Origin of the sequence: Pantoea stewartii subsp. stewartii, assembly GCF_008801695.1 — a bacterium.
Classification (GTDB): domain Bacteria; phylum Pseudomonadota; class Gammaproteobacteria; order Enterobacterales; family Enterobacteriaceae; genus Pantoea; species Pantoea stewartii.
Genome location: NZ_VZPF01000001.1, coordinates 1 through 26,468, shown reverse-complemented (window position 1 = coordinate 26,468; position 26,468 = coordinate 1). Strand labels below are relative to the sequence as shown.

Annotated in this window: 26 protein-coding genes and 2 pseudogenes; 6 read left to right on the top strand and 22 right to left on the bottom strand. The window is 56.2% G+C overall.

Features of this window, described 5'->3' with window-relative positions; translation table 11 throughout:
- Positions 1-26: 26 nt before the first annotated feature.
- Positions 27-2,039, top strand: coding sequence for a bifunctional tRNA (5-methylaminomethyl-2-thiouridine)(34)-methyltransferase MnmD/FAD-dependent 5-carboxymethylaminomethyl-2-thiouridine(34) oxidoreductase MnmC (gene mnmC / locus F7Q90_RS00140; protein WP_006120076.1), 2,013 nt, complete (start codon positions 27-29; stop codon positions 2,037-2,039).
- 28 nt (positions 2,040-2,067) lie between these two features.
- Here the strand turns inward: mnmC and F7Q90_RS00135 are convergent, their stop codons facing one another.
- Genes F7Q90_RS00135 through prmB form a run of 6 tightly spaced genes read right to left on the bottom strand, consistent with a single transcriptional unit; the run spans position 2,068 to position 6,646 of the window.
- Positions 2,068-2,352, bottom strand: a complete 285-nt coding sequence (locus F7Q90_RS00135) for a YfcL family protein (RefSeq protein WP_006120077.1) — start codon at positions 2,350-2,352, stop codon at positions 2,068-2,070.
- 32 nt (positions 2,353-2,384) lie between these two features.
- Positions 2,385-2,927, bottom strand: coding sequence for an elongation factor P hydroxylase (locus F7Q90_RS00130; RefSeq protein WP_006120078.1), 543 nt, complete (start codon positions 2,925-2,927; stop codon positions 2,385-2,387).
- A 19-nt stretch (positions 2,928-2,946) separates the two neighbouring features.
- Positions 2,947-3,750 (bottom strand): sulfite exporter TauE/SafE family protein, encoded by an 804-nt coding sequence (locus F7Q90_RS00125; protein ID WP_006120080.1) that lies wholly within the window; start codon positions 3,748-3,750, stop codon positions 2,947-2,949.
- Between the two features lie 8 nt (positions 3,751-3,758).
- Positions 3,759-4,577, bottom strand: coding sequence for a penicillin-insensitive murein endopeptidase (mepA, locus tag F7Q90_RS00120; protein WP_006120081.1), 819 nt, complete (start codon positions 4,575-4,577; stop codon positions 3,759-3,761).
- A gap of 4 nt (positions 4,578-4,581) precedes the next feature.
- Positions 4,582-5,667: a chorismate synthase gene (aroC, locus tag F7Q90_RS00115; protein ID WP_006120082.1), complete on the bottom strand. Its 1,086-nt coding sequence runs from the start codon at positions 5,665-5,667 to the stop codon at positions 4,582-4,584.
- Positions 5,668-5,713: 46 nt separating this feature from the next.
- Positions 5,714-6,646, bottom strand: coding sequence for a 50S ribosomal protein L3 N(5)-glutamine methyltransferase (gene prmB, locus F7Q90_RS00110; protein ID WP_006120083.1), 933 nt, complete (start codon positions 6,644-6,646; stop codon positions 5,714-5,716).
- A gap of 160 nt (positions 6,647-6,806) precedes the next feature.
- On the opposite strand from prmB, the gene smrB reads away from it, so the two are divergent.
- Together smrB and F7Q90_RS00100 are read left to right on the top strand one after the other, a co-directional pair.
- Positions 6,807-7,355: an endonuclease SmrB gene (smrB, locus tag F7Q90_RS00105; protein WP_006120084.1), complete on the top strand. Its 549-nt coding sequence runs from the start codon at positions 6,807-6,809 to the stop codon at positions 7,353-7,355.
- 274 nt (positions 7,356-7,629) lie between these two features.
- Complete coding sequence (locus F7Q90_RS00100) at positions 7,630-9,450, top strand: methyl-accepting chemotaxis protein (protein WP_006120086.1); 1,821 nt, start codon at positions 7,630-7,632, stop codon at positions 9,448-9,450.
- Between the two features lie 71 nt (positions 9,451-9,521).
- Here F7Q90_RS00100 and sixA read toward each other — a convergent pair whose 3' ends face one another.
- The 4 genes and pseudogenes from sixA to F7Q90_RS00080 all read right to left on the bottom strand — a co-directional run bounded on the left by sixA (position 9,522) and on the right by F7Q90_RS00080 (position 14,094).
- A complete protein-coding gene (gene sixA, locus F7Q90_RS00095) occupies positions 9,522-10,004 on the bottom strand; it encodes a phosphohistidine phosphatase SixA (RefSeq protein WP_006120087.1) in 483 nt (160 codons plus the stop codon).
- Between the two features lie 201 nt (positions 10,005-10,205).
- Positions 10,206-12,326: a fatty acid oxidation complex subunit alpha FadJ gene (gene fadJ / locus F7Q90_RS00090; protein ID WP_006120088.1), complete on the bottom strand. Its 2,121-nt coding sequence runs from the start codon at positions 12,324-12,326 to the stop codon at positions 10,206-10,208.
- Positions 12,326-13,635, bottom strand: a pseudogene (gene fadI / locus F7Q90_RS00085) (acetyl-CoA C-acyltransferase FadI). The gene fadJ and the pseudogene fadI overlap by 1 nt, the downstream one beginning before the upstream one ends.
- 162 nt (positions 13,636-13,797) lie before the next feature.
- Positions 13,798-14,094, bottom strand: a complete 297-nt coding sequence (locus F7Q90_RS00080; RefSeq protein WP_006120091.1) for a YfcZ/YiiS family protein — start codon at positions 14,092-14,094, stop codon at positions 13,798-13,800.
- A gap of 358 nt (positions 14,095-14,452) precedes the next feature.
- On the opposite strand from F7Q90_RS00080, the gene fadL reads away from it, so the two are divergent.
- Positions 14,453-15,727 (top strand): long-chain fatty acid transporter FadL, encoded by a 1,275-nt coding sequence (gene fadL, locus F7Q90_RS00075; protein WP_006120092.1) that lies wholly within the window; start codon positions 14,453-14,455, stop codon positions 15,725-15,727.
- A 126-nt stretch (positions 15,728-15,853) separates the two neighbouring features.
- Here fadL and mlaA read toward each other — a convergent pair whose 3' ends face one another.
- From mlaA to ccmA, 10 genes are all read right to left on the bottom strand, one after another.
- Positions 15,854-16,618 (bottom strand): phospholipid-binding lipoprotein MlaA, encoded by a 765-nt coding sequence (gene mlaA, locus F7Q90_RS00070; RefSeq protein WP_006120093.1) that lies wholly within the window; start codon positions 16,616-16,618, stop codon positions 15,854-15,856.
- A 129-nt stretch (positions 16,619-16,747) separates the two neighbouring features.
- Complete coding sequence (gene ccmI / locus F7Q90_RS00065; RefSeq protein WP_006120094.1) at positions 16,748-17,959, bottom strand: c-type cytochrome biogenesis protein CcmI; 1,212 nt, start codon at positions 17,957-17,959, stop codon at positions 16,748-16,750.
- The gene (locus F7Q90_RS00060) at positions 17,959-18,414 is read right to left on the bottom strand and encodes a cytochrome c-type biogenesis protein (protein WP_006120095.1); all 456 of its coding nucleotides are present in this window, start codon (positions 18,412-18,414) and stop codon (positions 17,959-17,961) included. Before F7Q90_RS00060 ends, ccmI begins: the two co-directional genes overlap by 1 nt.
- The gene (locus tag F7Q90_RS00055) at positions 18,411-18,965 is read right to left on the bottom strand and encodes a DsbE family thiol:disulfide interchange protein (RefSeq protein ID WP_006120096.1); all 555 of its coding nucleotides are present in this window, start codon (positions 18,963-18,965) and stop codon (positions 18,411-18,413) included. Before F7Q90_RS00055 ends, F7Q90_RS00060 begins: the two co-directional genes overlap by 4 nt.
- Positions 18,962-20,920, bottom strand: coding sequence for a heme lyase CcmF/NrfE family subunit (locus tag F7Q90_RS00050; RefSeq protein ID WP_006120097.1), 1,959 nt, complete (start codon positions 20,918-20,920; stop codon positions 18,962-18,964). The genes F7Q90_RS00055 and F7Q90_RS00050 overlap by 4 nt, the downstream gene beginning before the upstream one ends.
- On the bottom strand, positions 20,917-21,402 hold the full coding sequence (ccmE, locus tag F7Q90_RS00045) for a cytochrome c maturation protein CcmE (protein WP_006120098.1): 486 nt from the start codon (positions 21,400-21,402) through the stop codon (positions 20,917-20,919). The genes F7Q90_RS00050 and ccmE overlap by 4 nt, the downstream gene beginning before the upstream one ends.
- The gene (ccmD, locus tag F7Q90_RS00040) at positions 21,399-21,632 is read right to left on the bottom strand and encodes a heme exporter protein CcmD (RefSeq protein ID WP_006120099.1); all 234 of its coding nucleotides are present in this window, start codon (positions 21,630-21,632) and stop codon (positions 21,399-21,401) included. Before ccmD ends, ccmE begins: the two co-directional genes overlap by 4 nt.
- Complete coding sequence (locus F7Q90_RS00035) at positions 21,629-22,369, bottom strand: heme ABC transporter permease (protein WP_006120100.1); 741 nt, start codon at positions 22,367-22,369, stop codon at positions 21,629-21,631. The genes ccmD and F7Q90_RS00035 overlap by 4 nt, the downstream gene beginning before the upstream one ends.
- A 54-nt stretch (positions 22,370-22,423) precedes the next feature.
- Positions 22,424-23,083: a heme exporter protein CcmB gene (gene ccmB, locus F7Q90_RS00030; RefSeq protein ID WP_006120101.1), complete on the bottom strand. Its 660-nt coding sequence runs from the start codon at positions 23,081-23,083 to the stop codon at positions 22,424-22,426.
- Positions 23,083-23,700, bottom strand: a complete 618-nt coding sequence (ccmA, locus tag F7Q90_RS00025) for a cytochrome c biogenesis heme-transporting ATPase CcmA (RefSeq protein ID WP_006120102.1) — start codon at positions 23,698-23,700, stop codon at positions 23,083-23,085. The genes ccmB and ccmA overlap by 1 nt, the downstream gene beginning before the upstream one ends.
- 46 nt (positions 23,701-23,746) lie before the next feature.
- Here ccmA and F7Q90_RS00020 point away from each other — a divergent pair, with 46 nt between their 5' ends.
- Both F7Q90_RS00020 and F7Q90_RS00015 read left to right on the top strand, forming a co-directional pair.
- Positions 23,747-24,052, top strand: coding sequence for a hypothetical protein (locus F7Q90_RS00020; RefSeq protein ID WP_044242238.1), 306 nt, complete (start codon positions 23,747-23,749; stop codon positions 24,050-24,052).
- A gap of 73 nt (positions 24,053-24,125) precedes the next feature.
- Positions 24,126-25,058 (top strand): formate/nitrite transporter family protein, encoded by a 933-nt coding sequence (locus tag F7Q90_RS00015; protein WP_006120103.1) that lies wholly within the window; start codon positions 24,126-24,128, stop codon positions 25,056-25,058.
- 454 nt (positions 25,059-25,512) lie between these two features.
- Here the strand turns inward: F7Q90_RS00015 and F7Q90_RS00010 are convergent.
- Together F7Q90_RS00010 and F7Q90_RS00005 are read right to left on the bottom strand one after the other, a co-directional pair.
- A pseudogene (locus F7Q90_RS00010) lies at positions 25,513-26,349 on the bottom strand (IS3 family transposase); the annotation flags it as partial.
- A gap of 22 nt (positions 26,350-26,371) precedes the next feature.
- The coding region (locus F7Q90_RS00005) for a transposase domain-containing protein (protein ID WP_151160719.1) at positions 26,372-26,468 on the bottom strand (97 nt) is incomplete at its 5' end.

Below are 26,468 nucleotides of genomic sequence, written 5' to 3'. Positions count from 1 at the left end.
CATTCCCTGAAAAATGAGCCTTTACTGTGAAACTGTCTCCGGTTGAACATGCCCAACTGAGCTGGAATGAACAGGGTACACCTGTTTCCCGAGCCTTCGGCGACGTCTACTTTTCCAACGACAATGGTCTGGAAGAGACGCGCTACGTGTTTCTGGGTGGCAATGATTTCCCCCAACGATTTCACAACCACCCACGCGACCTGCTGATTGTGGCCGAGAGCGGCTTCGGCACTGGCCTTAACTTTCTTACGCTCTGGCAGGCGTTTGACCAGTTCCAGCGTCATCATCCCGATGCGGCGCTGAAGCGACTGCATTTCATCAGCTTTGAAAAATTTCCGTTGACCCAGGCCGATCTGATGGCGGCCCATCAGCACTGGCCTGTACTTGCGCCCTGGGCCGACCAACTCCAGCGTCAGTGGCCACAGGCCCTGCCCGGCTGCCAGCGGCTGTTATTCGATGCCGGCCGCATCACGCTGGATCTGTGGTTAGGCGATATTAATGCGCTAATTAATAATTTTGATGACAGTCTGCATCGTCAGGTCGACGCGTGGTTTTTAGATGGCTTTGCGCCGTCGAAAAATCCCGATATGTGGACGCAGGAACTTTTTCAGTCGATGGCGGCGCTGGCCCGGCCTGGGGGCACATTTGCCACCTTTACGGCCGCCGGTTTCGTGCGTCGTGGCTTGCAGGAAGCGGGCTTTGCGGTCACGCGCCGTAAAGGATTTGGTCCAAAACGGGAAATGCTGTGCGGCTCGCTTGAACAGGCACCAGCACAGTGCCCGCGCCAACCCTGGTATGCCCGGCCTGCGCCGTCTGAAAAAGAGGTTGCTCTGGTGGGCGGCGGTATCGCCAGTGCGACGCTGGCCCTGGCTTTACTGCGCCGCGGCTGGCGCGTTACGCTGTATTGCGCCGACGAAGCCCCCGCGCTGGGCGCATCCAGCAATCGTCAGGGCGCACTGTACCCTTTGCTTAATCAGCACGATCCGGCGCTTGCCACCTTTTTCCCCGCCGCCTTCACGTTTGCCCGTCGCCTGTATGACGCGCTGGATCTGCCGTTCGAACACGACTGGAGCGGCGTCCTGCAGCTCGGCTGGGACGATAAAAGTGCCAGCAAGATTGAACAGATGCTGGCGATGGGATTACCTGAAGAGATTGCCCATGGCGTGACGCAACAGGAAGCCGAGGCGCTGGCGAAGGTTGCGCTGCACTGCGGCGGCATCTATTACCCGATGGGCGGCTGGTTAGCCCCGGCCGAACTGACCTCTTCCCTGCTGTCCAGGGGCGAGCAACTGGGATTGCGTGTACACTGGCTGCATCGCGTCACCGCGCTCAGTCAGAATGCGCAGGGCTGGACGTTAACCTTTAGCGAACAGCCCGATGTGCATCACGCTGCCGTGGTGCTGGCGAACGGCCATCACCTCACCGACCTGCCCCAGACCGACGCGCTGCCCGTGTATCCGGTGGCCGGTCAGGTCAGCCATGTTCCCGTATCGCCTGCGCTGTCGGCGCTCAGGACGGTGCTCTGCTACGATGGCTATCTCACGCCCGCCAGTCCCCAGTTTGCGACGCACTGTATCGGGGCCAGCTATCACCGGGGCGAGACCTCCACCGCCTTTCGTGAAGCGGATCAGCAGGAGAATCACCGCCGCCTGCAGCATTGCCTGCCGCACAGCGACTGGGTTAATGTGGTGGATGTCAGTCAGAACGCAGCGCGCAGCGGCGTACGTTGTGCCACGCGGGATCACTTACCGATGGTGGGCTGTGCGCCGGATTACGCAGCGACGCTTGCGCTTTATGCCGATCTGGCGCAGCAGAATGCCCGCGGAGCGGCGATCCCAGCGGCGCCGTACTTTCCCGGCCTTTATCTGTTCGGCGCACTTGGCTCGCGCGGGCTGTGCAGCGCACCGCTGGCGGCAGAAGTCCTGGCGGCACAGCTGAGCGGCGAACCTCAGCCGCTGGATGCCAGCACGCTGGCGGCGCTGAATCCTAATCGTTACTGGGTCAGAAAGCTGCTGAAGGGCAAAAAAGCGGGGAAATAGCACCAGGGCGGCATGCCGCCCTGCTCACTCAGGCAGTCTGCTGACGCGCCTGTAAAAACAGATTATCCCACATGCCAATGACCAGCGCCTGATCCCGTGGCGATAACTCTCCTGCGGCAATGGCATTTTGCAGGCTGCGGGTGACCTGAATCTGCAGCGCCTGCGGCGTGTGGTCATCCAGTTGCTCCACTTCCGCGACTGCCAGGGTTAAATGGCCACGCAGATAACCGCTGGCAAACAGCTCATCGTCACTGGCGTGCTCAACCATATCGTCAATCAGGGCCAGAATACGCGCTTCAAATTCTGCGATCATCTCAATTCCTCTGTTAAATAATCCCTTCTGCATTACACATCTTCCGGCCATGGAAACTGTGATGCGGTCAGAGAAGGCCTGCCATAAAATTCAGCCAGGGCTGAAATAAAGCGTGCGGGACGGGCAGGAATGCCCGACGCCAGGTAGCTCATGACCTGGGCATGAACTTTACGCTGAAAAGCAATGCGATCGGGCTCACAATCGCCATCGCGATTGTCACAACTGACATTGAAGGGAAAGCCTGCGGCAACGCAAAACATCCACTCCAGGGCCTGCGGCTTCACCTCAACCGATTCAAACTGGCTTTGCGTTTGCGCATCCCGCCCGTCCGGGCAATACCAGTAGCCAAAATCGACTAACTTGCGCCGGGCTTCACCGGCAATGCACCAGTGCGAAATTTCATGCAGCGCACTCGCGTAAAAACCATGGGCGAACACCACCCGGTTCCATGGTGATTCGCTGTCTGCAGGAAGATAAATCGGTTCATCATCGCCTTTAATTAGACGGGTCTGAAAGTCTTCGCTAAAGCAGCGGTCAAACAGCGTAATGAGCTGCGGGTAGTCATGTGTTGTCATTCAATATTCACGTAAAGTATTACAGATTCAGCGCCGCCAGCCAGGCCAGAACCTCACTGCCGTGGCTGTCCCAGAGCAATTTCATGCTCATGACCGCCGAAACGATCACCACCATCGGACGAATCAGCTTTTGCCCACGCGCCAGAACCAGCCTTGCGCCCAGTCGTGCGCCACAGACCGCGCCCAGCATCATGATCAGGCCGGTGCCCCACACCACTTTCCCGCCAAAGATAAAGAACAGCAGGCTGCCAAAATTTGAAGTGAAGTTAAGCAGTTTGGCATGCGCAGTCGCTTTCGCTAGGTTAAAGCCACACAGCGTCACAAAGCCCAGCGCATAAAACGAGCCAGCTCCCGGGCCAAAAAAACCATCATAAAAACCGATACAGCCGCCGCCGATAAGGGCAAAAGGCAGCCCCCTGAGACGATGCACCCGGTCTTCCTCGCCAATGCGCGGCATTAACAAAAACCACATACCGATGGCGATCAGCAGCAACGGCAGGATTTGCCGCAGGAAATCGGCCTGAAGATGCTGAATCAGCACCGCGCCGCCCACCGCGCCCAGAAAGGTCATGGCGATATTCAGCCGTTGCTCACGCAACGTAATGGCTCCCCGCCGTACAAAATACAGGCTGGCAGAGAAAGAGCCGCCGACCGACTGGAGTTTGTTGGTCGCCAGCGCCTGCGCCGGCGACAGCCCGGCCGCCAGAAGAGAAGGAAGCGTGAGCAGGCCACCGCCGCCCGCAATCGAATCAATAAATCCAGCCAGTAGTGCAATAAAAAACAGCAGGACAACCGCCAGCGGGCTGGCAATGAACCACTCCATGGGAACCCTTACAGTAAATGTTTATCCAGCAGCGCCTGACAGGCAGGCGGCAGCGGCGGGGGTTCACGCTTCACAGGCGCAGAACCCGGCTGCTTTGGCAGGAACCAGCTCTGCAACTCTGCCCCGCAGCCATCCCCGGGAGGCGGGGGAGCCTGCTCCTCACAATCCGGGCTGCCCTGTGGACAGCGCAAACGGACGTGCATATGGGCGCGGTGCGCGAACCAGGGCCGTACTTTATGTAACCAGCTTCGATCTGTACCCGCATCCGTGCAAAGCTGCTTCTTAATCGCCGGATTGACTAAGATGCGCGTGACATCTTCATCTTTCGCCGCCAGTTTAATCAGACTGGCGATTTCAGGCTGCCAGTGACGCGCAACGACGTTCCTGCCATCGGCGGCCACCAGATCCAGCGGCTGAGGTTTCAGTAACTGCTGTGCGCTCCAGCGGGTTTTCGGCAGTTGTAGCCAGATATCCACGTCGAGTCCGGTCTGGTGGCTGGCATGGCCGCTGCTGAAGCGTCCGCCGGCAGCCATGCCCATATCGCCAATCAGCACGTTGCCCAGTTGCAGATTGTGCGCCTGCATGGCCAGGCGCTGGATAAACAGAATCAGGTCAGGATGACCGAAATAGCGGCGCTGATCCTGACGCATGACCTGATAATCCGGTGAGTTAAGCGGCAGAGCCTGCGCGCCGACAATACAGCCGTTGGCAAAGCCGCCAATCGCATTCGGTGCACCCGCGACAGGGTGCTGAATACGCTGCCACGGCGTCGCCGCCAGGCTTGCCGCGCTGAGTAACAGCGCGCTGAGCATCAGCATCACTTTCATCAGGTTACCAACGTGGCACGGTGGAGTTGACATCGCCACACTGCGCACGCTGGCGCAGCAGATGGTCCATCAGCACAATTGCCATCATGGCTTCGGCAATCGGCACCGCACGAATGCCCACGCAGGGATCGTGACGGCCTTTCGTGATCATCTCCACTTCTTCCCCGTCGCGGGTGATGGTTTTGCCTGGCACGGTAATGCTGGAGGTCGGCTTCATCGCCAGATTGGCGCTGATAGTCTGACCGCTGCTGATACCGCCGAGAATGCCGCCTGCGTGGTTACTCTGAAAACCGTTAGCCCGAATTTCATCGCGATGCTGACTGCCGCGCTTATTCACCACGGCAAAGCCGTCGCCAATTTCAACGCCCTTCACAGCGTTAATGCTCATCAGCGCATGCGCGAGATCCGCATCCAGGCGATCAAAGACCGGTTCGCCCAGGCCCGGCGGAACATTTTCCGCCATGACCGTGACTTTGGCACCGACAGAATCGCCCTCTTTTTTCAGCGCGCGCATCAGTTCATCCAGCGCCTCAAGCTTATCGGCGTCCGGGCAGAAGAACGGATTCTCTTCAACGATGGTCCAGTCTTTAAGTTCACAGGCCACGTCGCCGATCTGCGCCAGATAGCCCCGCACCACGATCCCGTGCTGCATGTGCAGGTATTTTTTGGCGATGGCGCCCGCCGCCACGCGCATCGCCGTCTCACGTGCCGATGAACGGCCACCGCCGCGATAGTCGCGCGTACCGTATTTTTGTTCGTAGGTGTAATCCGCATGGCCGGGTCGGAACAGATCTTTAATGGCGCCGTAATCCTGCGAACGTTGATCGGTGTTCTCAATCAGCAAGCCAATCGAGGTCCCTGTGGTGACACCTTCAAACACACCTGACAGAATTTTGACCTGATCCGGTTCACGGCGCTGCGTCGTATAACGCGAAGTGCCCGGACGGCGGTGGTCCAGATCGTGCTGGATATCGGCTTCGGTCAACGGAATGCCGGGCGGCACGCCATCAACAATACATCCCAGAGCAATGCCGTGAGATTCGCCAAAGGTGGTGACGCGAAAGAACTGTCCGATGCTGTTTCCGGCCATTGAGATTCCTTGTTACGGTTTGACGGGCGAACGCTCGCCCCTCTTTTTAGTCTTTATAGAATGAGAAATGGTGCTGTGCATCAACGATTTGCTGACGGGTGAGCATAAAGACACCGTCACCACCGTTGTTAAACTCCAGCCAGGTGAAAGGCACATCGGGATACTGCTCCATCATGTGCACCATACTGTTGCCGACTTCGCAAATCAGCACGCCGTTTTCGCTCAGGTAACCCGGCGCACAGGCCAGAATACGGCGGACCAGCTTCAGGCCATCGCTTCCGGCCGCCAGACCCAGCTCAGGCTCATGGTGATATTCGCCCGGCAGATCGTCCATATCTTCGGCATCCACATAGGGCGGATTGGTCACGATCAGATCGTATTGCACAGGCGGCAATTCGCGGAACAGATCGGCGCGAATCGGCGTGACATGGTGGATCAAACCATGCTCTTCGATATTTTGTTCCGCCACTGCCAGCGCATCGTGGGAGATATCCACCGCGTCAACTTCGGCGTCCGGGAAGGCGTAAGCACAGGCGATGGCAATACAGCCGCTTCCGGTGCACATGTCCAGAATATGACGCGGCTTTTCAGGAATTAAGCCGGCAAAACGGTTTTCAATCAGCTCCCCAATCGGCGAACGGGGAACCAGAACGCGTTCATCGACATAGAATTCATGGCCGCAGAACCAGGCTTTATTAGTCAGATAGGCAACCGGGATGCGTTCGTTAACGCGACGAATGACGCGTTCGACAATGCGATGACGTTCACTGGCGGTCAGGCGGGCATTGCGCATGTCTTCCGGAATATCAAGCGGTAACCAAAGCGTGGGCAGAACAAGCTGGACGGCTTCGTCCCAGGGATTATCTGTGCCGTGTCCGTACCAGATGCCAGCCGCGGTAAAGCGGCTGACCGACCAGCGCAGCATATCCTGAATGGTGTGCAGTTCGTTCACTGCCTCATCGACGAAAATTTTGTCCACATAGCCCTCCGCAGGCCTTTAACTAAATCGGCCGATAGTTTGCCACGAAGCCGAGCAGAATTCAGCGCAGCAAGGTGAAAAAGCTGACAATTAATGACAGTAAACGGTAAGGTAATGGCTTCTGCTGTTAATCAGCCACCTCAGACATGATTCACGACCCATGCGTAAAAAACCGACCCTGAGCCAGGATGATCAAGCGCTGTTCCGTCAGTTAATGACCGGCACGCGAGAACTGAAACAAGATACTATCGTGCATAAGCCGGTGGTCAAAACCCGCGACGTGCCGGTTAAACGCCTGCTGTCTGAGCAAGCGGACAACAGCCATTATTTTTCCGATGAGTTCCAGCCGCTGCTGTCCACAGAAGGGGCGACGCGCTACGTCCGTGCGGACGTAAGCCATTTCGAGCTGAAAAAGCTGCGTCGGGGCGATTACATGCCAGAAATTTTTCTCGATCTGCATGGACTCACACAAATGCAGGCCAAACAGGAACTGGGCGCGTTGATTGCCGCCTGCCGTCGCGAACACCTTTTTTGTGCCAGCGTGATGACCGGACATGGTAAACATATTTTAAAGCAACAAACGCCGCTGTGGCTGGCCCAGCATCCCTGGGTAATGGCATTTCATCAGGCACCCAAAATGTTTGGTGGCGACGCCGCGCTGCTGGTCCTGATTGAAGTCGAAGAGTGGCAACCGCCAGAGCTGCCTTGATATTCCTGCCCTGAGACGTCTTTTCCACCCCGCCGTTTCGCCCCGTTTCTTCCCCCCTTTGCCGGGGGAAACCGGTTTAACCGACGCCCGCTTTCTTTCACTTTTGCGCCTGTTTTTGGTCCTCTGTTCTGCCCGTTTTTGTTCAGACTGACGCAGACTATTTGCTTATGTAATTATTTATACTGAATACAATTTACTCGCTGCCGATAACGTCTAAGCATTTAGGCACATTACGTTTGATTATTTCGGCACATTGACCAAGGGAACTTTTTGAATGAGCGGGTTAAGTCATTTTTTTGAGAATTTGAAAGTGGGCAAAAAGCTGATGCTCGGTTTTGGACTGATTTTACTTTTGAGTCTGGCCGTAGCGATATGCGGGATTAAAAATCTGAACGACATCAGCGTCCGGGCCGAAAAGCTCAGGGAGCTGAAAAGCGTTAATGACCGGTTTTCACAGGCCAAAGATGCCCGACTGCAGTTCGTGAAAACGCATGATGAAAAATTCATCGACGTTAACGAAAATCTGCTGAAAGAGGTGGATCAGAATCTGAAAAACCTGGGCGTTTTTCACTGGGATGACAGTCAGCAGGCGATGATTACGGCGATGCCGTCCGCTATTGCCACTTACCGGCAGAAACGCGCCGATACGGTACAGACTGTCCGTAACGGGGCACAGGCGCTTCAGAACCTGTCCGTGGCGGATGAGATGCGGGCTATCAGCCAACTGGCCGCAAGCAACAGCAGTGACCCGCAGACGAGCGCGGCGTTACAGGAAATCAATAAACACCTGGGCGGCGTGGCGGTACGTGTCAAACTCTTTGGCCTTGAGCACAAAGAAGAAGATCGCAACGCCCTGAGCAACTTCCTGTCGGAAACCGTGCAGCTGATGGCTCTGGTCAAACCGCGCCTTAACGCCGCAGACAGTGCTGCGCTTGAAAAAGTCAGCGCACAGCTTGAGACCAAACAGGGCGATATCAATGCGCTGATGGCGTCGGTGGCGGCTGGTGACGCAGCCACTGTGCAACTGGCGGCTGCGGGCAAAATCCTGACCGACATGAGCAACGCCTTGTTTACCCAGCAGTTAGATGCGACCAATCACGACGCGAATCAGGCCGTCTGGCTGATGACGGTGATTATCATCGCCGCTATCGTAGCAGGCATTCTTATCGCCCTGTTTATTACCCGCCAGTTGACGCGTCCTCTCGCTGAACTGCTGCACGTCGCTAATCAGATGGCGCGTGGCAACCTCAGCACCGTGCTGAAATCGTCCCGTCGGGATGAGCTGGGCGAACTGATGCATGCAGTCGGTGAAATGAGCGATGAGCTGCGTCGCATTATCAGCGGTATCCGCAGTGGCGTGACCAGCGTCAGTCAGGCTTCAGCGGAGATTGCCTCCGGCAATAATGATCTGTCAGCCCGCACAGAAAGCCAGGCCGCCGCCCTTGCGCAGACCGCAGCCAGCATGGAGCAACTGACCGCAACGGTTAAGCAGAACGCAGACAACATTCATCATTCCAGTCGACTGGCGCAGCAAACCTTCGACACCGCCAGCCGCGGTGGGCAGCTGGTTACGGATGTGGTCAGCACCATGAATGAGATCACCACCAGCTCTGGCAAAATCTCAGAAATCACCTCCGTGATAAACAGTATCGCGTTTCAGACTAATATCCTGGCACTCAATGCCGCCGTAGAAGCGGCACGGGCCGGAGAACAAGGTCGGGGCTTTGCCGTGGTAGCCAGCGAAGTGCGTAATCTGGCACAACGCAGTGCGCAGGCGGCGAAGGAGATTGAAGCGCTGATTCATGATTCTGTGGCGCGTATTAATGCCGGTTCGCAACTGGTGAGTCAGACGGGGAACACCATGGGGGAGATCGTCAACTCGGTCAGTAACGTGACGGATCTGTTGAACGAAATTTCTCATGCGTCGGAAGAGCAGAATCGCGGCATTGCGCAGGTAGGCGTCGCGATTGTTGAGATGGATAACGTGACGCAGCAGAACGCCGCGCTGGTGGAGCAGTCGTCCGCTGCCGCCAGTGCGCTGCACGATCAGGCGCAAACGCTGGCAGGATCGGTGTCGCGTTTTGTGATTGCGTAACGTGTGGAAAGAAAACGGGTGAAGTGAGTCAAACGTTTTCAGTGTCGGGCCAGAGGATGGCCCGACAGCGTTTACATCGCTTTTGCCAGTTTTTTAGGACTGACCTGCCAGAGCAGCTTGCCCTGGCTTTCCGCCGGGTCAAAATCCACGCAGGCAATGGCCGAAGTAGCGAACATCGGTGGCGTTTCCTGAGGGCACAGCTCCGACACCAGATAACCGACCAGCGGCAGGTGAGAGATCACCAGCACCGATTTCACCCCTTCGTTTGCCAGCGTCTGCAAATAGCAGCCCACCAGCCCCGGATCGCCGCCAGGCGTTAACTCCGGCAGGATATCCGCCCCGTCTGGTAAGGGCAGCGCCTCACGAACTGTCGCGAGCGTTTGTTGCGCACGCAGATAAGGGCTGACCAGGACACGTTCAATGTCAACAGCCTGATCTTTTAACCAGTTCGCCATCTGGCGTGATTCATCACATCCACAAAGCGTTAAGGGCCGGACTGAATCACTGGCAGCGTCGAGCGCCGCATCGCCGTGACGCATGATAAAAACTTGCATAAAGCACCGCTGTTGTTTGTCGACATCGCCTGACACCTTCGCGTCAGGCGCTTCATTCTGCGAATGAACGTCGTGTTTTACCCTAATGGCTTCAGTATAGTCAACCGGTTGTTTATTAAATAAGCACCTGCCCGATTACGGCGTCGCATCATGATGGTGCGACACACGACTAACCCCCTGAATCAGGATGGATATTCATATTTATGAAGAAGTGTAAAACTTTGTCTGCTGTTGCGCTGCCCGCTGCAATCTTTCACAGGGTGCAAAGCGGTCACCATATTGCTGCTCAAGCCGCGTTAATCTGTTGACGATTTCCCCAGCACCAAGGCGATCAATATAGTGAAATGGCCCACCCAGAAACGGGGGAAAGCCAATACCAAACACCGCACCAATATCACCGTCACGGGGCGAGCGGATAACCTGCTCATCCAGACAGCGCACCGCCTCATTTAACATCATCATCACGCAGCGCTCTGCGATGTGTGCCCCACTCTGCACGCTTGCGGGTTTAATCTGCAATACGTCGTACACGGTGGGATCCGGCTTTTTACGTTGCAAACGTGACGATCCATACAGATAGAACCCTTTATGATTTTTTCGCCCTTTGCGTCCGTCGTTGATCACAGCCGCCAGAGCAGGCGGTGCCGCAAACCGTTCACCGTAAGCCTGCTGCAACCCGGGCGAGATTTTACTGCCGACATCAATGCCCACCTCATCCAGCAGTTGAACCGGCCCAACCGGAAAGCCAAACATCACCAGTGCGCGGTCAATATGTTCAACAGGTTCGCCCTCCAGCAGACAGCGCATCGCTTCGTTGATGTAGGGCGTCAGAATACGGTTGACGTAAAAGCCCGGTCTGTCAGCGACCACAATCGGCGTTTTGCCCTGTTTACGTGCCAGCGTGACGGTGCTGGCGAGCGTTTCAGGCGAGGTCGCCGCATGCGGGATAACTTCAACCAGCGGCATTTTCTCCACCGGACTGAAGTAGTGCAGGCCAATAATATTCTCAGGACGCGCGGCCTTCGCCGCAATGTCGGCAATCGGGAGGGAAGAGGTATTGGACGCAAAAATCGTCTGGGGCTGACAGTGCGTTTCCACCTCTGCCACCATTTGCTGTTTCAGCGCCAGATCTTCAAACACCGCCTCGATGACGATGTCACGTTGGGTAAACCCCTGATAGTCGGTACCGCCGCTGATGCGCGCCATCTGCTGCTGGCGCTGCGCCGGGGTGAGCTGACGACGCTGCACTTTTTTACTCAGCAGCGCCCAACTGGTCTGCAGCGCATGATTAATGCCGTTCAGGCTGATGTCTTTGATGCGCACGGGCAGACCGGCATGAATTGCGCTGACGCAGGCAATGCCGCCGCCCATCAACCCGCCGCCCAGCACACCGACACGTTCGACTGGCCGGGGCTGCGCCTCAGTTCCGTTCTCTTTTTTCAGCGCGGTGGAGGCAAAAAACAGGCTGCGTAGCGCCGCCGATTCCGGCGTCATGGCCAGCTCGCCAAAGGCGCGCGCCTCGGCGGCATAACCTGCCTGACTGCTTTGCTCAAGCCCAATGCGCACCACATCGATGATACGTTGCGCGGCCGGATAGTTCCCCTGGGTTTTGCGTTCCGTTTCCCGCCTGACCAGCGCAAGCAAGGCCTGGCGGGCGATCGGCCCCTGCAGCAGACGGTCGCGCAGCGGAAGCGGTGCGCGGCGGCGTTTGCCTTTTTTAACGCTTTCGATAGCGGTATCCAGCAGGATCGCCTGCGGCACCGCGTCATCGACAATCCCCAGTTTTTTCGCCTGTTTCGCGCGCAGGCTTTTCCCCGTCAGGATGAGAGGTAAAGCCTTTTGCACGCCAATCAGATGCGGCAGACGCTGCGTGCCACCCGAACCGGGCAGTAATCCCAGTTGCACTTCCGGCAGTCCCAGACGGGTTTTATCATCCAGCGTACAGATGCGTGAATGACAGGCCAGCGCCAGTTCAAGACCACCGCCTAAGCAGGCCCCGTGAATGGCGGCCACCACGGGAAACGGTAAGGCGGCAATCGCGGCCATTACCTCCTGCCCTTGCCTTGCCAGAGCTTCGGCTTCATCCGCACGCTGACAGCGATCAATCATGCTGATATCGGCACCTGCTACAAAGTTGTCAGGCTTGCCGGAAATCAGTACCAGCCCGAGCAGCTGCGGATGCTGGCGTGCCTCGCTAATCAGGCTGGCAATCTGGACCGCAAATTCCGCCTTCAGCGTATTCATTTTTTCATTGGGCACATCAATGGTGATCACGCCAACATGATCGTCCCGCATCTGCAAAGTAAACGCGCGCTGTTCCATTATTCGGCCTCCAGAACCATGGCTGCACCTAATCCTCCGGCGGCACAGGCCGTGACCAGTCCCAGCCCGCCTCCGCGCCGACGCAATTCATTTAAGGTCTGCGTGATCATGCGCGCGCCGGTCGCCGCAAAAGGATGACCATAGGCGATGGAGCCGCCCAGGACGTTAAAACGTGCATCGTCGATTTCACCCAGCGCGTGCGAGCGGTTTAATACCTCGCGGGCAAAACGTTCGTCACGAAACAGCTTGATATTACTCAAGGTCTGCGCCGCGAACGCTTCATGCATATCAATAAGCGTCAGATCAGCCAGCGTGATGCCAGCACGATCAAGCGCCAGCGGCGAGGCGTAAGCGGGCCCGAGCAGCATGTCCTGCCAGACATCAATGGCGGTAAAGGCGTAGCTGCGCAGATAGCCCAGCGGCTGTAATCCCAGCGCTTTGGCCTGGCCTTCACGCATCAATATCACCGCCGCCGCCCCGTCCGTTAACGGCGTGCTGTTGGCTGCCGTTACCGTGCCGTGCTGGCGATCAAACGCCGGACGTAAACGGGCATAGTCAGCCGCTTTCGCATCCATTCGCACGTTATTATCCTGGTCTATGGGGGCCTTAAAGGGCGGGACGAAGGCGGCCATGACTTCCTGATTCAGCACGCCCGACTGCCAGGCCTGCGCTGCGCGCTGATGCGAACGCAGAGCCAGCGCATCCTGTTCTTCCCGGCTGATGCCGTGCGTTTTCGCCATCTGTTCTGCGGTATCGCCCATGCGTAATCCTGTGGAGTATTCGGCCACGGCAGGCGGCACCGGTAACAGATCGCCGGGACGCAGGCGGCGCAGAATCTGAAACTTTTGGGAAAGGCTTTTTGCTTTGTTCATATCCACCAGCGCACGAGCCAGCGTTTTACTGACGCCAATCGGCAGGACGGAAGAGGAATCCGCGCGCCCGCAATACCGACCGAAATCGTGCCTGCCAGCAGGCTTTCCGTGACGTTAGCCACCGCCTGGAAGCTGGTCGCACAGGCTCGGCTGACGCTGTACGCATCGGTACTGACGCTGAGGCCACTGCTCAGCACAATTTCCCGCGCGATGTTGGGAGCCTCTGGCATCTGCACCACCTGACCAAACACCAGTTGCTCAATCATCCCGACCGGTAACTCACTCCGGGCCACCATTTCGCTGACCACCATCCGGCCCAGCTCTACGGCGGGAATGCCATGAAATCCTGTCGCCTGACGGAGAAAAGGCGTACGTAATCCGTTAGTGATAGCGATGCGCTCGCCCGTACGCGTCAACAGTGACTGCGCTTTGCTCATTGTATCCACCTGTGCATCGTGACCGGGGCATCATTGCCAAAAGAGGTCTGACCTGATCCACAGTGTTAACCACAAGCGGCTACGCCGCCAACATCAGGAAGAGAAAAGTGAGATGAGAAACACGAAAATGACAAACGCCGCCGGGCAGCGGCGTTAAGCGGTTCAGCGTAAACCTAACTGAAAAATCAGGGTTTCTGCCTGACAGCTAAAAGTAAAAGCAACATCAAGCCGCACGCCGCCCGTCTCTTCTGTGAATCGCGCATCTATGACACAGGGATCGGACTCGACCTGACGCGCCCTTTCGCTCAGTTCAGCCAGTTTGCTGTCGGCTTCCGCGCGCTGGCCAAACCACGCTGACCAACTGGCGGTACAATCGGTGTTGTCCATTACGGTACCGACATCCACACAACAGCATGCCGCCGTTTCGGTCGCGCGACATTTTTTCAGAGCATCCGTCATGGTAATCTCTTGGTTTCACAACTAAAGGGAAAAGCCTTCGCTGCGAAAAATTCTACGCTGTGGATTTCTCCCCCGCTATGCACGCGACGCTAAGTGACGAATATCACAATATAATTTGATCTGAATCAGTTTTGCGCCTGCTGCCTGCCTCGTTTCCCGCAGAGAAGTGTTAAGCAGATCGAATTTTCATCTATCAAATTGGAAATAATTTAAAAACAATATTGCAACATGTGTACAGGTCGGACCTATACTCTCCGCACTGGCCTGACATGTCCGACCGTCATCAGTCCATACAATCCGCCGTTCCTTGTTACACGACGTCACAACGTTAAATAATAATTCACATGAGGTTGTGGTCATGAACCATAAAAACCTGTTCGCAAAGTCAGCCGTGGCAGCTGCGGTAGCGCTTATTTCCTCTAACGTTTACGCAGCCGGATTTCAGTTAAATGAATTTTCTTCCATTGGTTTAGGTCGTGCTTATTCAGGCGAAGGCGCAATGGGTGATACGGCGGCCTCAGCCAGCCGTAACCCGGCGACCATGGCGCTGATGGATCGCCCTGAATTTTCACTCGGTGCGGTTTATATCGATCCTCAAGTGGATATCAGCGGCCAGAGTCCAACAGGACGTAGCCTGGATGCGAAAAACATCGCGCCTAATCAGTGGGTCCCTGATCTGCACTATGTCCAGCCGATTAATGACCAATGGTGGGTAGGGGCCTCTGCCACCTCAAACTACGGTCTGGCGACAGAATTTAATAACGGTTATACCGCAGGCGGATTCGGCGGTAAAACAGACCTGACGACCGTTAATCTTAACCTCAGCACCGCCTACCGCCTGAATGAACACTTCAGCTTTGGTGTGGGTTTTGATGCCGTTTATGCTAAAGCGAAAATTGAGCGTTATGCCGGAGAGTCGTTCTCCGCGCAGGGCATTCCTGCGGATACCCAAATTACCCGACTAAAGGGTAACGAATGGGGTTACGGCTGGAACGCCGGTGTACTTTATGAGGTTGATGATAATAACCGTTTTGGTTTCACCTACCGCTCTGAGGTGAAAGTTGACTTTGATGGGGATTACAAAAGTAATCTTCCTGCGGCGTTTAATCTGGCCAACAATCCTCAAATTCCATTTGCCACAAATGGTAACACCATCCCTGGTTCATTAACCCTGAATCTGCCAGAAATGTGGGAAGTTTCAGGCTGGCATAAAGTCGCGCCACAATGGGCCGTTCACTATAGCCTGGCCTATACCAGCTGGAGCCAGTTCCAGGAGCTGAAAGCGACCGGTTCGAATGGTCAGACGCTGTTCTATAAAGATGAAGGCTTCCATGATGCCTACCGTATCGCCCTGGGTACCACTTACCAGTACGATAAAAACTGGACCTTCCGCAGCGGTATCGCCTTTGATGACAGCCCGGTTCCGGCTGACAAGCGTTCCATCTCCATCCCGGATCAGGATCGCTTGTGGCTGAGTGCGGGTGCCTCCTATGCATTCAATGACGATGCTTCCGTCGATGTCGGCGTCTCTTATATGCATGGTCAGAAAGTTACCATTCAGGAAGGCAATTACACCTTTAATTCCAGTGGTAAAGCCTGGCTGTACGGTGCGAGCTTCAACTACAAATTCTGATATGTTGACCGCATAAAAAAAGCGACACACTGTGTCGCTTTTTTTTTGCTCCGCCTGGCGAGCCCTGACAGAACATTCGTATAAATCACTTCAGCCTGAAGCCGCCCTTTTCCGGGCGACCTCACATTACTGAGAATCGATATCTTTGAGATCGTCCTGAATTGCCGCTGCGTTCGGATTATCTTCGGGCTTCAGCTTGCCACCACGCGCCAGGAAGTCATAGCGCTCAAAATAGGCGTTACGCATAAAGGCGTAAGGATCGCGCTGCTGTTTCAGGATGGCATCGGAGTCCAGCAGTTGCGCACGCGTTTCCACCCCTTCAAGTGCCCATTTACCCACGGACATCGGCCAGGTCAACCAGCCCAGCACCGGATAAAGCGTATCCACATAATCGCCGCCGTCCTGACGCACCGTAAAGCTGCCATAGCCAGGCAACTGCACGTAAGGACCGTAGCCCACGCCATAGTGCCCCAGCGTGGTACCGAAGCGTTGCGGCCCCTGGCGCGCCAGCTCAGGGTTCGCTTTGCCTGCAACGTCGATAAAGCCGCCCAGGCCCAGCACGGTATTCAGGAAGAAACGCGTGAAGTGAATACCGGCATTGCGCGGCTCACCGACCAGAATAGCGTTCACCATACTGGCGGGTTCGCTCAGGTTGCCCAGGAAGTTGCTCAGGCCAGCACGTGCCGGGACGGGCACATAGTCGCGCCAGGCCACAGCCACCGGACGCACCACATACGGGTCCAGCACATTGTAGTTAAAGTTAAACATTGTGCGGTTAAAGCCTTCAAACGGATCGCTACGCCCGGCTGGCGCATCAGTCTCCGGCTTTGAACTGGCACAACCCACCAGAAGCACACTGGCCAAGGCCAGGCAGGTCAGGCGGTGATCCATTTTTTTCTCCCTGTGCATATAAGTGATGTATACCCTGCCGCCTTTCTTGGGTAGATCAGCGCGTTAAGCAAGCATAGCTGATATCCACGGTGCGGTTTACAGATTCAGACAGAGCCAGAGAATATCGGTCTAAGGCTGCTGCGCATTAATCTCAACGGTCACATGCTGATGACCGTCCCAGGGCACGACGGCGCTGACACCGAACCAGTCACCCGGCTCAGGGTTCGCGCGGCCATTACGTGAAATCCTGACGCGAACCTGGATCTGTTTCTGCGCCGAAAGACGGCGCCCCTGCATCATGGCATTACTGTCATCCAGCGTCAGCGACACGGGAAAATGCCCGGCAGCAAGACGCTTCACGGCCACCGGCACGGGCGACATACCGTCAGTAACCGAAATATACATGACTCCGCCCGGCGGTAACATGTTTTCTGCCTGGGGAGAAAGCGTCACATCTACCGTCAACTGGCTCGCTTGTTGTCCGGCGTCCGTTCTGGCTTGCTCAATACTGCGCGCAATGTTGTCGCGCCGGGGATCGTCCGCCGGCAGCGCGTTCAGTAAGGTTTGCCAGGCCGCAATCGCCTGAGCATAGTGTTGCTGTTCAAAGGCAGCGTAAGCCAGCAGGCTCAGCGTCCGGGCATTGTGCGGATCCTGTTTACGCAGATCCTGCAACACAAGTTCTGCCTGACGGTTTTCCTGTGGATCGCCCGACCGGGCCAGAACCTCGGCGTAATCCTGTTTTAATACCTGATTATTCGGTGCCAACTGCAGCGCGTGCTCGAACGCCTGACGGGCGGTCGTCGCGTTATTCAGCACCATACCAAGACGGCCAAGCATTGCCCAGTCGCTAAGGTTATCAGGCTCGGTTTGCAGATGGCTGCGCAAACCGAGCTGTAAGCGTGAAAGCTGTTCCGGCGTCAGCGGCTTCGCGTGAGGATCCAGCACCTGCGCACGCAGCGCAGGATACGCTTTCTGCACCTGCAGCCAGCCGCTGAACGGCACAAAACCGCCGGTGTTGAGATAACACACCAGCGGCACGACCAGTAAGACAATAATGCCCGGTAACAATACCCAACGGCGACTGCTGCGCGACTGTGCATCCGGTGTGGGCGGAATATCACTCAACAGTGACTGCTGTAGCTCGCGCGCCATCACGTCCCGCTCGGCGATCACGCCCTGATCCTCATCCTGCGTCAGTTCGACCAGCCGTTGGTGATAAAAATCTTTATTAAGGCTGTCACGCGTGACTATGTGGGACGCGCGCGGACGCCAGCCTGCGGCCAGGAACAGCACACAGGCCGCGAACAGCAGTACCAATATCGCGATTAAAAAGGCTGCCATTATGCTTCCCTGTCCGATTTCAAAATGGCTTCAAGCCGCTGTTGCTCTTCATCACTCAGTTCGCTACAGGTCTTACGCTGGCGACTGCGCCAGACGATTACGCCCGCGCCGCCTGCGACAAACAGCGCAGGTCCCAGCCACAGAATCACGGTGGATGGCGTTACGGGCGGTTGGTAGCTGACGAAATTGCCGTAGCGCGCCACCATATAGTCGAAGATCTGCTGACGCGTTTGTCCCTGTTTCATCAGCTGATAAACTTTCAACCGCATATCCGCCGCAATCATGGCGTTGGAATCCGCAATGCTGTTGTTCTGACATTTGGGGCAGCGCAGGGAGGCGGTGATATCACGGTACTGTTCTTCCTGCGCGACGGAGTCAAATGCATAGGTATCGATGGCCGCCCACAGGCTGGCGCTAAACAGCAAGCCGCAAAGCATCGTCACCAGCGCTTTCATGAGCCGCTCTCCGTGTTGTATTTATCCCATAAAGGCTTTACTTCCTGCTGCCAGACACGTGGATTCAGATCTCCGGCATGGCGATAGCGAATAATGCCGTTGCCATCGATCAGAAAGGTTTCCGGTGCGCCATATACGCCAAGATCCAGGCCCAGCATACCGTCGCCATCATACAGGCTGAGCGCATAAGGATTACCCAGCGTGTTTAACCAGGTCACCGCCTTTTGCCGATCGTCTTTATAATTGAGCCCGACTACCCGCACGCCCTGCTCTGCCAGCGTATTCAGATAGTGATGTTCTGCCCGACAGGTCGGGCACCATGTTGCCCAGACGTTGAGTAAAAGCGGTTTGCCGGTGATAAGCGTTTGCTGGTTGTAGGTTTTACCGGGCGTTTCCAGGGCTTCGAGCCGGAACACCGGCAACGGTTTACCAATTAACGCCGACTCCAGCCGCGTAGGATCATCGCCCGCCGCATTGCGTGACAGTTGCCAAAGCAGCGCGGCGGCCAGCAGTAAAAACAGGATCAGGGGAATAAACAGAATCTTTTTCATGCCCGCACCTCGCGCTCGCCTTTTTTACGCGCACGATAACGCGGATCCAGTAAACAGAGCAGACCGCCCGCAGCCATAAACAGTCCACCGAACCAAATCCAGCGCACAAAGGGTTTATAGTAAATGCGCACCGCCCAACTGCCGTCATTGAGTTCCTCACCCAGCGCCGCATAGAGATCGCGGGTAAAGCCACCATCAATTGCCGCCTCGGTCATCATGGTGCGCGCCGCTGAATAAAAGCGTTTTTCCGCATACAACATCGCTTCAGGCTGCCCGTCCCGCGTCACATCAATCACCGCCACGCCGCCGCTGTAGTTGGGCCCTTGCAGATCCTGAACATCGCGGAAGACAAAGTGGTAGCGATGGATATCAACACTGTCGCCCGCTTTCATGCGCACATCCCGTTCAACGCTGTATTGCGTGCTAAACGCTATCCCAATCACGGTGACGCCGACACCTAAATGGCCGAGCACCATGCCCCAGTGGCTGCGTGACAAGTGGCGCAGTCCGGTGAAAAAAGAATGACGATGCGTCGCACGTTCATGCAGTTCCATCAGGGTTAATACGATGATCCATACCGCCATCAGCAGGCCCACTACCGTCATTGCCTCTACCCTATCCTGTAGCCACCAGGGCAACAGCACGGAGGCCAGCAGCGTGACGGCCAGTGCTAACAGCAAACGTCGTACCAGCTTCTGGGGTTCATCACGGCGCCAGCGCACTAACGGCCCAATCCCCAACATTAAGGCCAGCGGTGCCATCAGCCAGCTGAACAGCGTATTAAAAAAGGGCTGGCCCACGGAGATGCTGCCCAGACCGAGTTGTTTATGGACCAGCGGTAACAGCGTACCGAGCAGCAGCACCAGCATGGCCGCAATCAACAGGACGTTATTGCCCAGCAGAAAGGATTCGCGCGACCACAAGGCGTTTTGTACCCGGCTGCGGACCTGCCCTCCTTTGAGGGCATAGAGCAGCAGCGAGCTGCCAATAACAATCACCAAAAAGGCCAGAATAAACATGCCCCGCGCCGGATCGGAGGCAAACGCGTGCACCGAGACCAGCACGCCGGATCGCACCAGGAAGGTCCCGAGCAGACTCAGGGAGAACGCGGTAATCGCCAGCAATACGGTCCAGGCTTTAAAGGTGCCGCGCTTTTCGGTCACCGCCAGTGAGTGCATTAACGCCGTGCCAGCCAGCCAGGGCATAAAGGACGCATTTTCAACCGGATCCCAGAACCACCAGCCGCCCCAGCCCAGCTCGTAATAGGCCCACGCAGAGCCCAGCACAATACCTATGGTCAGGAACAGCCAGGCTGCGGTGGTCCAGGGACGCGACCAGCGCGCCCAGGCGGTATCCAGTCTTCCGGCCATCAGGGAGGCAATGGCAAAAGCAAAGGCCACCGAGAAACCGACATAGCCCATGTATAACAAAGGCGGATGGAAGATCAGGCCAATATCCTGCAGCATGGGATTGAGGTCGCGGCCATCGACGGGAAAGTCCGGCAGGGTACGGCTGAACGGATTAGAGGTGAGGATGATAAATAACAGGAAGCCCAGCGTAATCATGCCCATCACCGCCAGCACACGCGCCAGTGCGTCCTGCGGCATGCCGCGGCTGAAGATCGCCACGGCCAGCGTCCAGCCACTCAACAGCAGCACCCACAGCAGCAGGGAGCCTTCGTGCGCCCCCCAGGTGGCCGCAATGCGGTAATAGACCGGCAGCAGGGAATTCGAGTTGTTAACGACATAGCTTACGGTAAAGTCGTTAACGATAAACGCCCAGACCAGCAACCCGAAAGCCCCCGCCACACAGCCGAACAGGCCAACGGCCAGGGGACGCGCTAAGCCCATCAGGCGCGCATCCTGGCGCCAGGCCCCCCAGAGCGGATACACGCTGAGCAGCAGCGCCAACGCGACGCCGAGACAGAGTAAAAAACTGCCCAGTTCTGGCATCATGGTGTCTGTCCTGCCGGGTGAGTCGCGGCCTGTTGCACGGGTGGTGCGGGCTTCATCGCGGCGGTGATTTCAGGTGGCGTGTAGTTTTCATCATGTTTCGCCAGCACTTCTTTGGCGTTGATCAGGTTGCCGGGTTCAAGGACGCCCTGTGCAACGACGCCCTGCCCCTCGCGAAACAGATCGGGCAAAATGCCCACAAAGTTTACACTGACCACACCACGGCCATCGTAAAGCTGAAAAGAGACGGCCAGCGTTCGGGGATCTCGCGTGACGCTGCCGGGCATCACCACGCCGCCCACGCGCAGACGCTGTCCGGGTTCCGGCCGGATGTGTGCATCACCTTTCCCCTCCAGGATTTCACCTGGCGTATAAAACAGATCGATATTGGACCGCAGCGCATACATTACCAGCGCGGTAGCCAGTCCAAGTCCGGTAAGTATCGCCACGACGACATACAGGCGATTACGACGGCGGGTATTCACTTCGCTTCTCCTGCCGTTTTAGTCCCGGCACGTTTAACACTGGCCGCGCGCAGACGGCGCTCCCGGGCATCACGCTGGCGAATGTCCGCCAGCAAACGTCTGTGTGACCACCAGCTGTGTACAATCAGGCCACAAAGAGGCACCAGCGCCCCTGCCACCGCCAGCCAGACGTAAAAGGCGTAACCGCCCATGGCAATGAAGTCATGCCATGAGGCAAAAGCGGGCGTCATTCTTTGCTCCTTGTCTTTGCCAGGGCAATCGCCCAAGGACGTTTACGTTCCGTCAGCAGAATCAGGTTGCGTAAGCGCATCAGCGTTAACGTGATAAACAACAGCAGGTCACCCAGGATGGCCCAGCGCAGCGGCGTGCGCATCGGCGGCGCGATAGCCTGTTGCAGTAAGCCGGACGATCCCTGATGCAAGGTATTCCACCACTGCACAGAGAAATGAATGATGGGCAGATTGATCACGCCGACCAGAATGAGCACCCCTGCGGCGCGCCCGGCCATGCGATGGCCGTCGAACGCCTGATACAGCGCAATGACGCCCAGATATAAAAACAGCAGCACCAGTTCTGATGTGAGCCTGGCGTCCCATATCCACCAGGTTCCCCACATCGGCTTGCCCCAGGCAGAACCGGTAACCAGCGCAATAAAGGTAAACACCGCACCGATCGGTGCCATCGCCGCTGAGACTAAATCGGCCATTTTCATCTGCCAGACCACACCAGTAAACGCCGCAACGGCCATCGCGCTGTAAATCCCCATCGACCACATGGCCGCCGGAACATGAATATACATAATGCGAAAACTGTCACCCTGCTGGTAGTCTGCCGGTGCATAGCCAAATCCCCATATCCAGGCCAGCAGCAGTACCGCCGCACTGGTCAGGGCGAACCCCGGCACCAGCCGACCGCACAACTGATACAGCCGTTCGGGCTTCGCCAGCTGATGTAATCCTTTCCACATGTTTACTTGCTCACTTTTAAATAAACGCGAATAACACGTCTGATGCGTGCTGATTTAGTGCAGCGTAATCCGCAACGCCGCGGCGGTGGCAAACGGGGTCAGCGTCCCACTCACGACCAGCATCGCCCCCAGCAACGCCAGGTAACCGCCAATGGCTAACCCCTGACCTGCGGCGTCGATGGCCGCGCTGGCAAAAATCAGTACCGGAATAGCCAGTGGCAGAACCAACAGGCTGAGCAGCACGCCGCCGCGACGCAACCCAACGGTCAGCCCCACGCCAATCGCGCCGAGAAAACTCAGCGTCGGTGTTCCTAACAGCAGCGTCAGTGCCACCGCCCGCCAGCCCGGCATATCCAGGGACAGCAACAGGGCCGCCAGGGGCGAAAGCAGAATTAACGGCAAGCCCGTGACCAGCCAGTGGGCGATGATTTTCCCCAGCACCGTGACCGGCAGCGGTACAGGCGACAATAAAAGTTGCTCCAGCGTGCCGTCGTTAAGGTCATCACGAAACAGCCTTTCCAGCGCGAGCAGCGAAGAGAGCAATGCCGCAACCCAGACAATGCCGGGTGCGATCCGTGCCAGCTGATGAGGATCGGGACCGATACCCAACGGGAAGAGCGTGATGACAATCAGGAAAAACCACAGTGGATTCATCACTTCGGCGCCGCGACGACAGGCGATACGTAATTCGCGCTGAATAAGACGACACAACATTACTGCCACTCCACGGCATGCAGGCGGATAGTATTGATCTGCCCCGTCAACCCCGGCAGCGCCTGATGGCTGGTCACGATGACAGAACCCCCCTGCTGCGTGTGCGCCACAAAGCGGCTCATTAACGTCTCCACCCCCGTGTGATCGAGGGCGGTTAAAGGTTCGTCCAGGATCCATAAGGTTGCCTGGGTCAGCCACAGCCGGGCCAGGGCGATGCGCCGCTGTTGTCCGGCAGAGAGCTGCGCGGCCGCGACCTCTTCATAACCTGCCAGGCCGACGCTGGCCAGTGCAGTAAAAAGGTGTTCATCGCGGCAGTCTGGATGATAAAAGCGCAGATTTTCCAGCGCCGATAACGCCGATGAGATCCCCGGCAGATGCCCCAGGTAAAGCATGGCCTGATGCCAGGTGTCGCGTTGCCGGTGAACCGGCTGCGACTGCCAGCGCACCTCACCATGTTCAGGCGTGCTCAGTCCGGCCAGGATCCGCAGCAGCGACGTTTTCCCGGCCCCGTTTGGCCCTTCAATTTGTACGATGTCACCTGGCGACACGCGAAACGTAAGCGCCTCAAAGAGCGCGCGCTCATCACGCACACAAAGCAGATTAATGATTTCCAACATGGAGGGGTAAATCGCGCCAGCCAAATAAGGCGCAAATGATAGCACAATGTTACAGCGTGCCGAAGGCTGTGCGCGCTCCCCTTTTGCGCAGGGCTTAGATATTCGTGCTTTTCAGCGCGTCTGGTGGATAAAAAGCGCACCACGGCAGAAGGTTGTCACGTTTGTTCGCTGTCGCAGAAACAGTTTCGTTAGCCAAAAAACGGCTTTGTTGAATAAATGGATTTTATGCTGTGGTACTATGAAAACGGTTGTTTCAGATAACATAAAATCAATGCATTACATGCTTGCGTATGACGGTGTTCTGTCTGGCATCAGCGTTTTCTACCAAAACAGTGCAGACAAAACAGAATGATTACCTATTATTCAACAAAGCCCCAAAAAACGACTACGCTTATAACGCATTTGTACTGTTACCAGGAGAAAACATGAAGCCTTCATCAAGCATAAGTCAGGGACCTAACGATGTAGACAGCGAAGAAAAAGAACAGGGAAAAGAGGATATTGAAGTAGATGAAGACGCCCTGCCCTCGCGTGCCGCCGCTATCCACGAAGAGATTCGACATGACGGGGAAAAAGAGCTGGAGCGGGATGGCATGGCGCTGCTGTGGTCAGCGATTGCGGCCGGGCTGTTAATGGGGGCTTCACTGATGGCCAAGGGCATTTTTCAGGTTCATCTGGACGGCGTCCCCGGCGCCTATTTACTGGAAAACCTTGGCTACACCTTTGGCTTTGTGATTGTGATTATGGCACGGCAGCAGCTTTTCACTGAAAACACCGTGACGGCCGTTCTGCCCGTTATGCACAAACCCACCACAAGCAATCTTGGTTTATTGCTTCGCCTGTGGGGCATTGTGCTACTGGGCAACCTTATTGGTACCGCGTTCGCCGCCTTAGCGTTTAACGAAATGCCCATTTTTGATGAAGCCACTCGCCAGGCCTTTACGGATATCAGCATGAAGGTGATGGAACATACGCCGGGCGAGATGTTTGCTAACGCGGTGATCTCCGGCTGGATCATTGCCACAATGGTCTGGATGTTCCCTTATGCGGGAGCGGCCAAACTGTTTGTCATTGTGATGATGACCTGGCTGGTCGCACTGGGCGATCTGGCACATATCGTGGTGGGTTCCGTTGAGGTGCTTTACCTGGTGTTTAACGGCAGCGTGCCCTGGACCGCGTTTCTCTGGCCTTTTGCTGTTCCAACCCTGTTGGGTAACCTGACGGGCGGTACGCTGATTTTCGCCCTGATAAGTCACGCCCAGATTCGCAATGATATGGGCGAAGCTGCTCAGGCAAAGGCGAAGGCAGAACGGCGCAAAGCGGAGAAAAAACGTCAGCAGCAGCAAGAAGAACGCTAAATTGCTGACAGAATGAGCAAACGCGCGGCAGTGTAGTGAATCCTGCCGCTTAACTGCGGTATACTGCGCTGGCGTCTCCTTAGTTAAATGGATAAAAGTAAATGTATAATTAAGTTCATTTTTATTGAACACTTAACACCAAAATACATTTCTTTTATGTACACATAAATGTACACAGGATTCTCTGCCAGCGCTTTGTCATTCATCTCACATCGAAGCTTACGTAGTTATAACTAAGCTAACCGCTATCTGTACGACCGCTTAAGCCAGTCTATATTGTTAAGAGAGAGTTAAAGACAATAACTCTCTGTGACTTTTCTCAATATTCAGATTCACATGGGCAAGTTTTTTTCATGGACTGTATAAAAAAAACAGTAACTGAGTGGTGATCATGCTAAGTTTAAGAGTGTCGAGGATAGACCACATGACCTGCCCCCGGGATTAAATACAAAACTCAGTTAGTAATGTCGGATCCTTCACTCTCAGAATTACCCTTTCTCCAGCTCGCTGCAAATTCAGACGGCGTCTGATAATTCAGCGTGGAGTGCGGACGCCATTCGCTGATGGTTTTCCTGGCATGACTGACGTCGCTGAACCCGTGTTCATTCAGGCATTCATCGCGAAAGCGTCCGTTAAAACTCTCAATAAATCCGTTCTGTGTCGGCCTGCCGGGCTGGATAAGTCGCAGCTCCACTCCATGCTCAAAGGCCCACTGATCTAGCGCGCGGCAGGTAAACTCCGGGCCCTGATCGGTTCTTATCGTAGCCGGACAGCCGCGAAACAGCGCAATGCTGTCCAGAATACGCGTGACCTGCACGCCTGAAATCCCGAAGGCAACAGTGACCGTCAGGCATTCCTTTGTGAAGTCATCGACGCAGGTAAGGCACTTGATCCTGCGACCAGTAGCCAGCGCATCCATGACGAAATCCATCGACCAGGTCAGGTTGGGCGCCGCCGGGCGGAGCAGCGGCAGACGTTCTGTTGCAAGCCCTTTACGACGACGTCTGCGTTTAACGCCCAGTCCGTTCAGATGATAAAGGCGGTACACGCGCTTGTAATTAACCAGAAGCCCTTCACGGCGCAGTAACTGCCATATGCGGCGGTAGCCAAAACGCCTGCGCTCCAGTGCCAGTTCAGTAATGCGCCCTGATAAATGGGCATCAGCCGCCGGACGCTGAGCGTCATAGCGGCAGGTCGACAGGGACAGACCAGCCAGACTGCAGGCACGGCGTTGCGACAGACCGGTCGCATCACACATCAACACCACGACTTCGCGCTTCTGGGTAAGCGTCGCATTCAGACCGTATTGACGTTCAGGCAGAGGGAAGCTCGACCTTCCATGGCAGCAGATCGCGGACCCGGTTCACCGGCCAGTCCTGTATATGACCGATGACGTAACGCAACCACGTC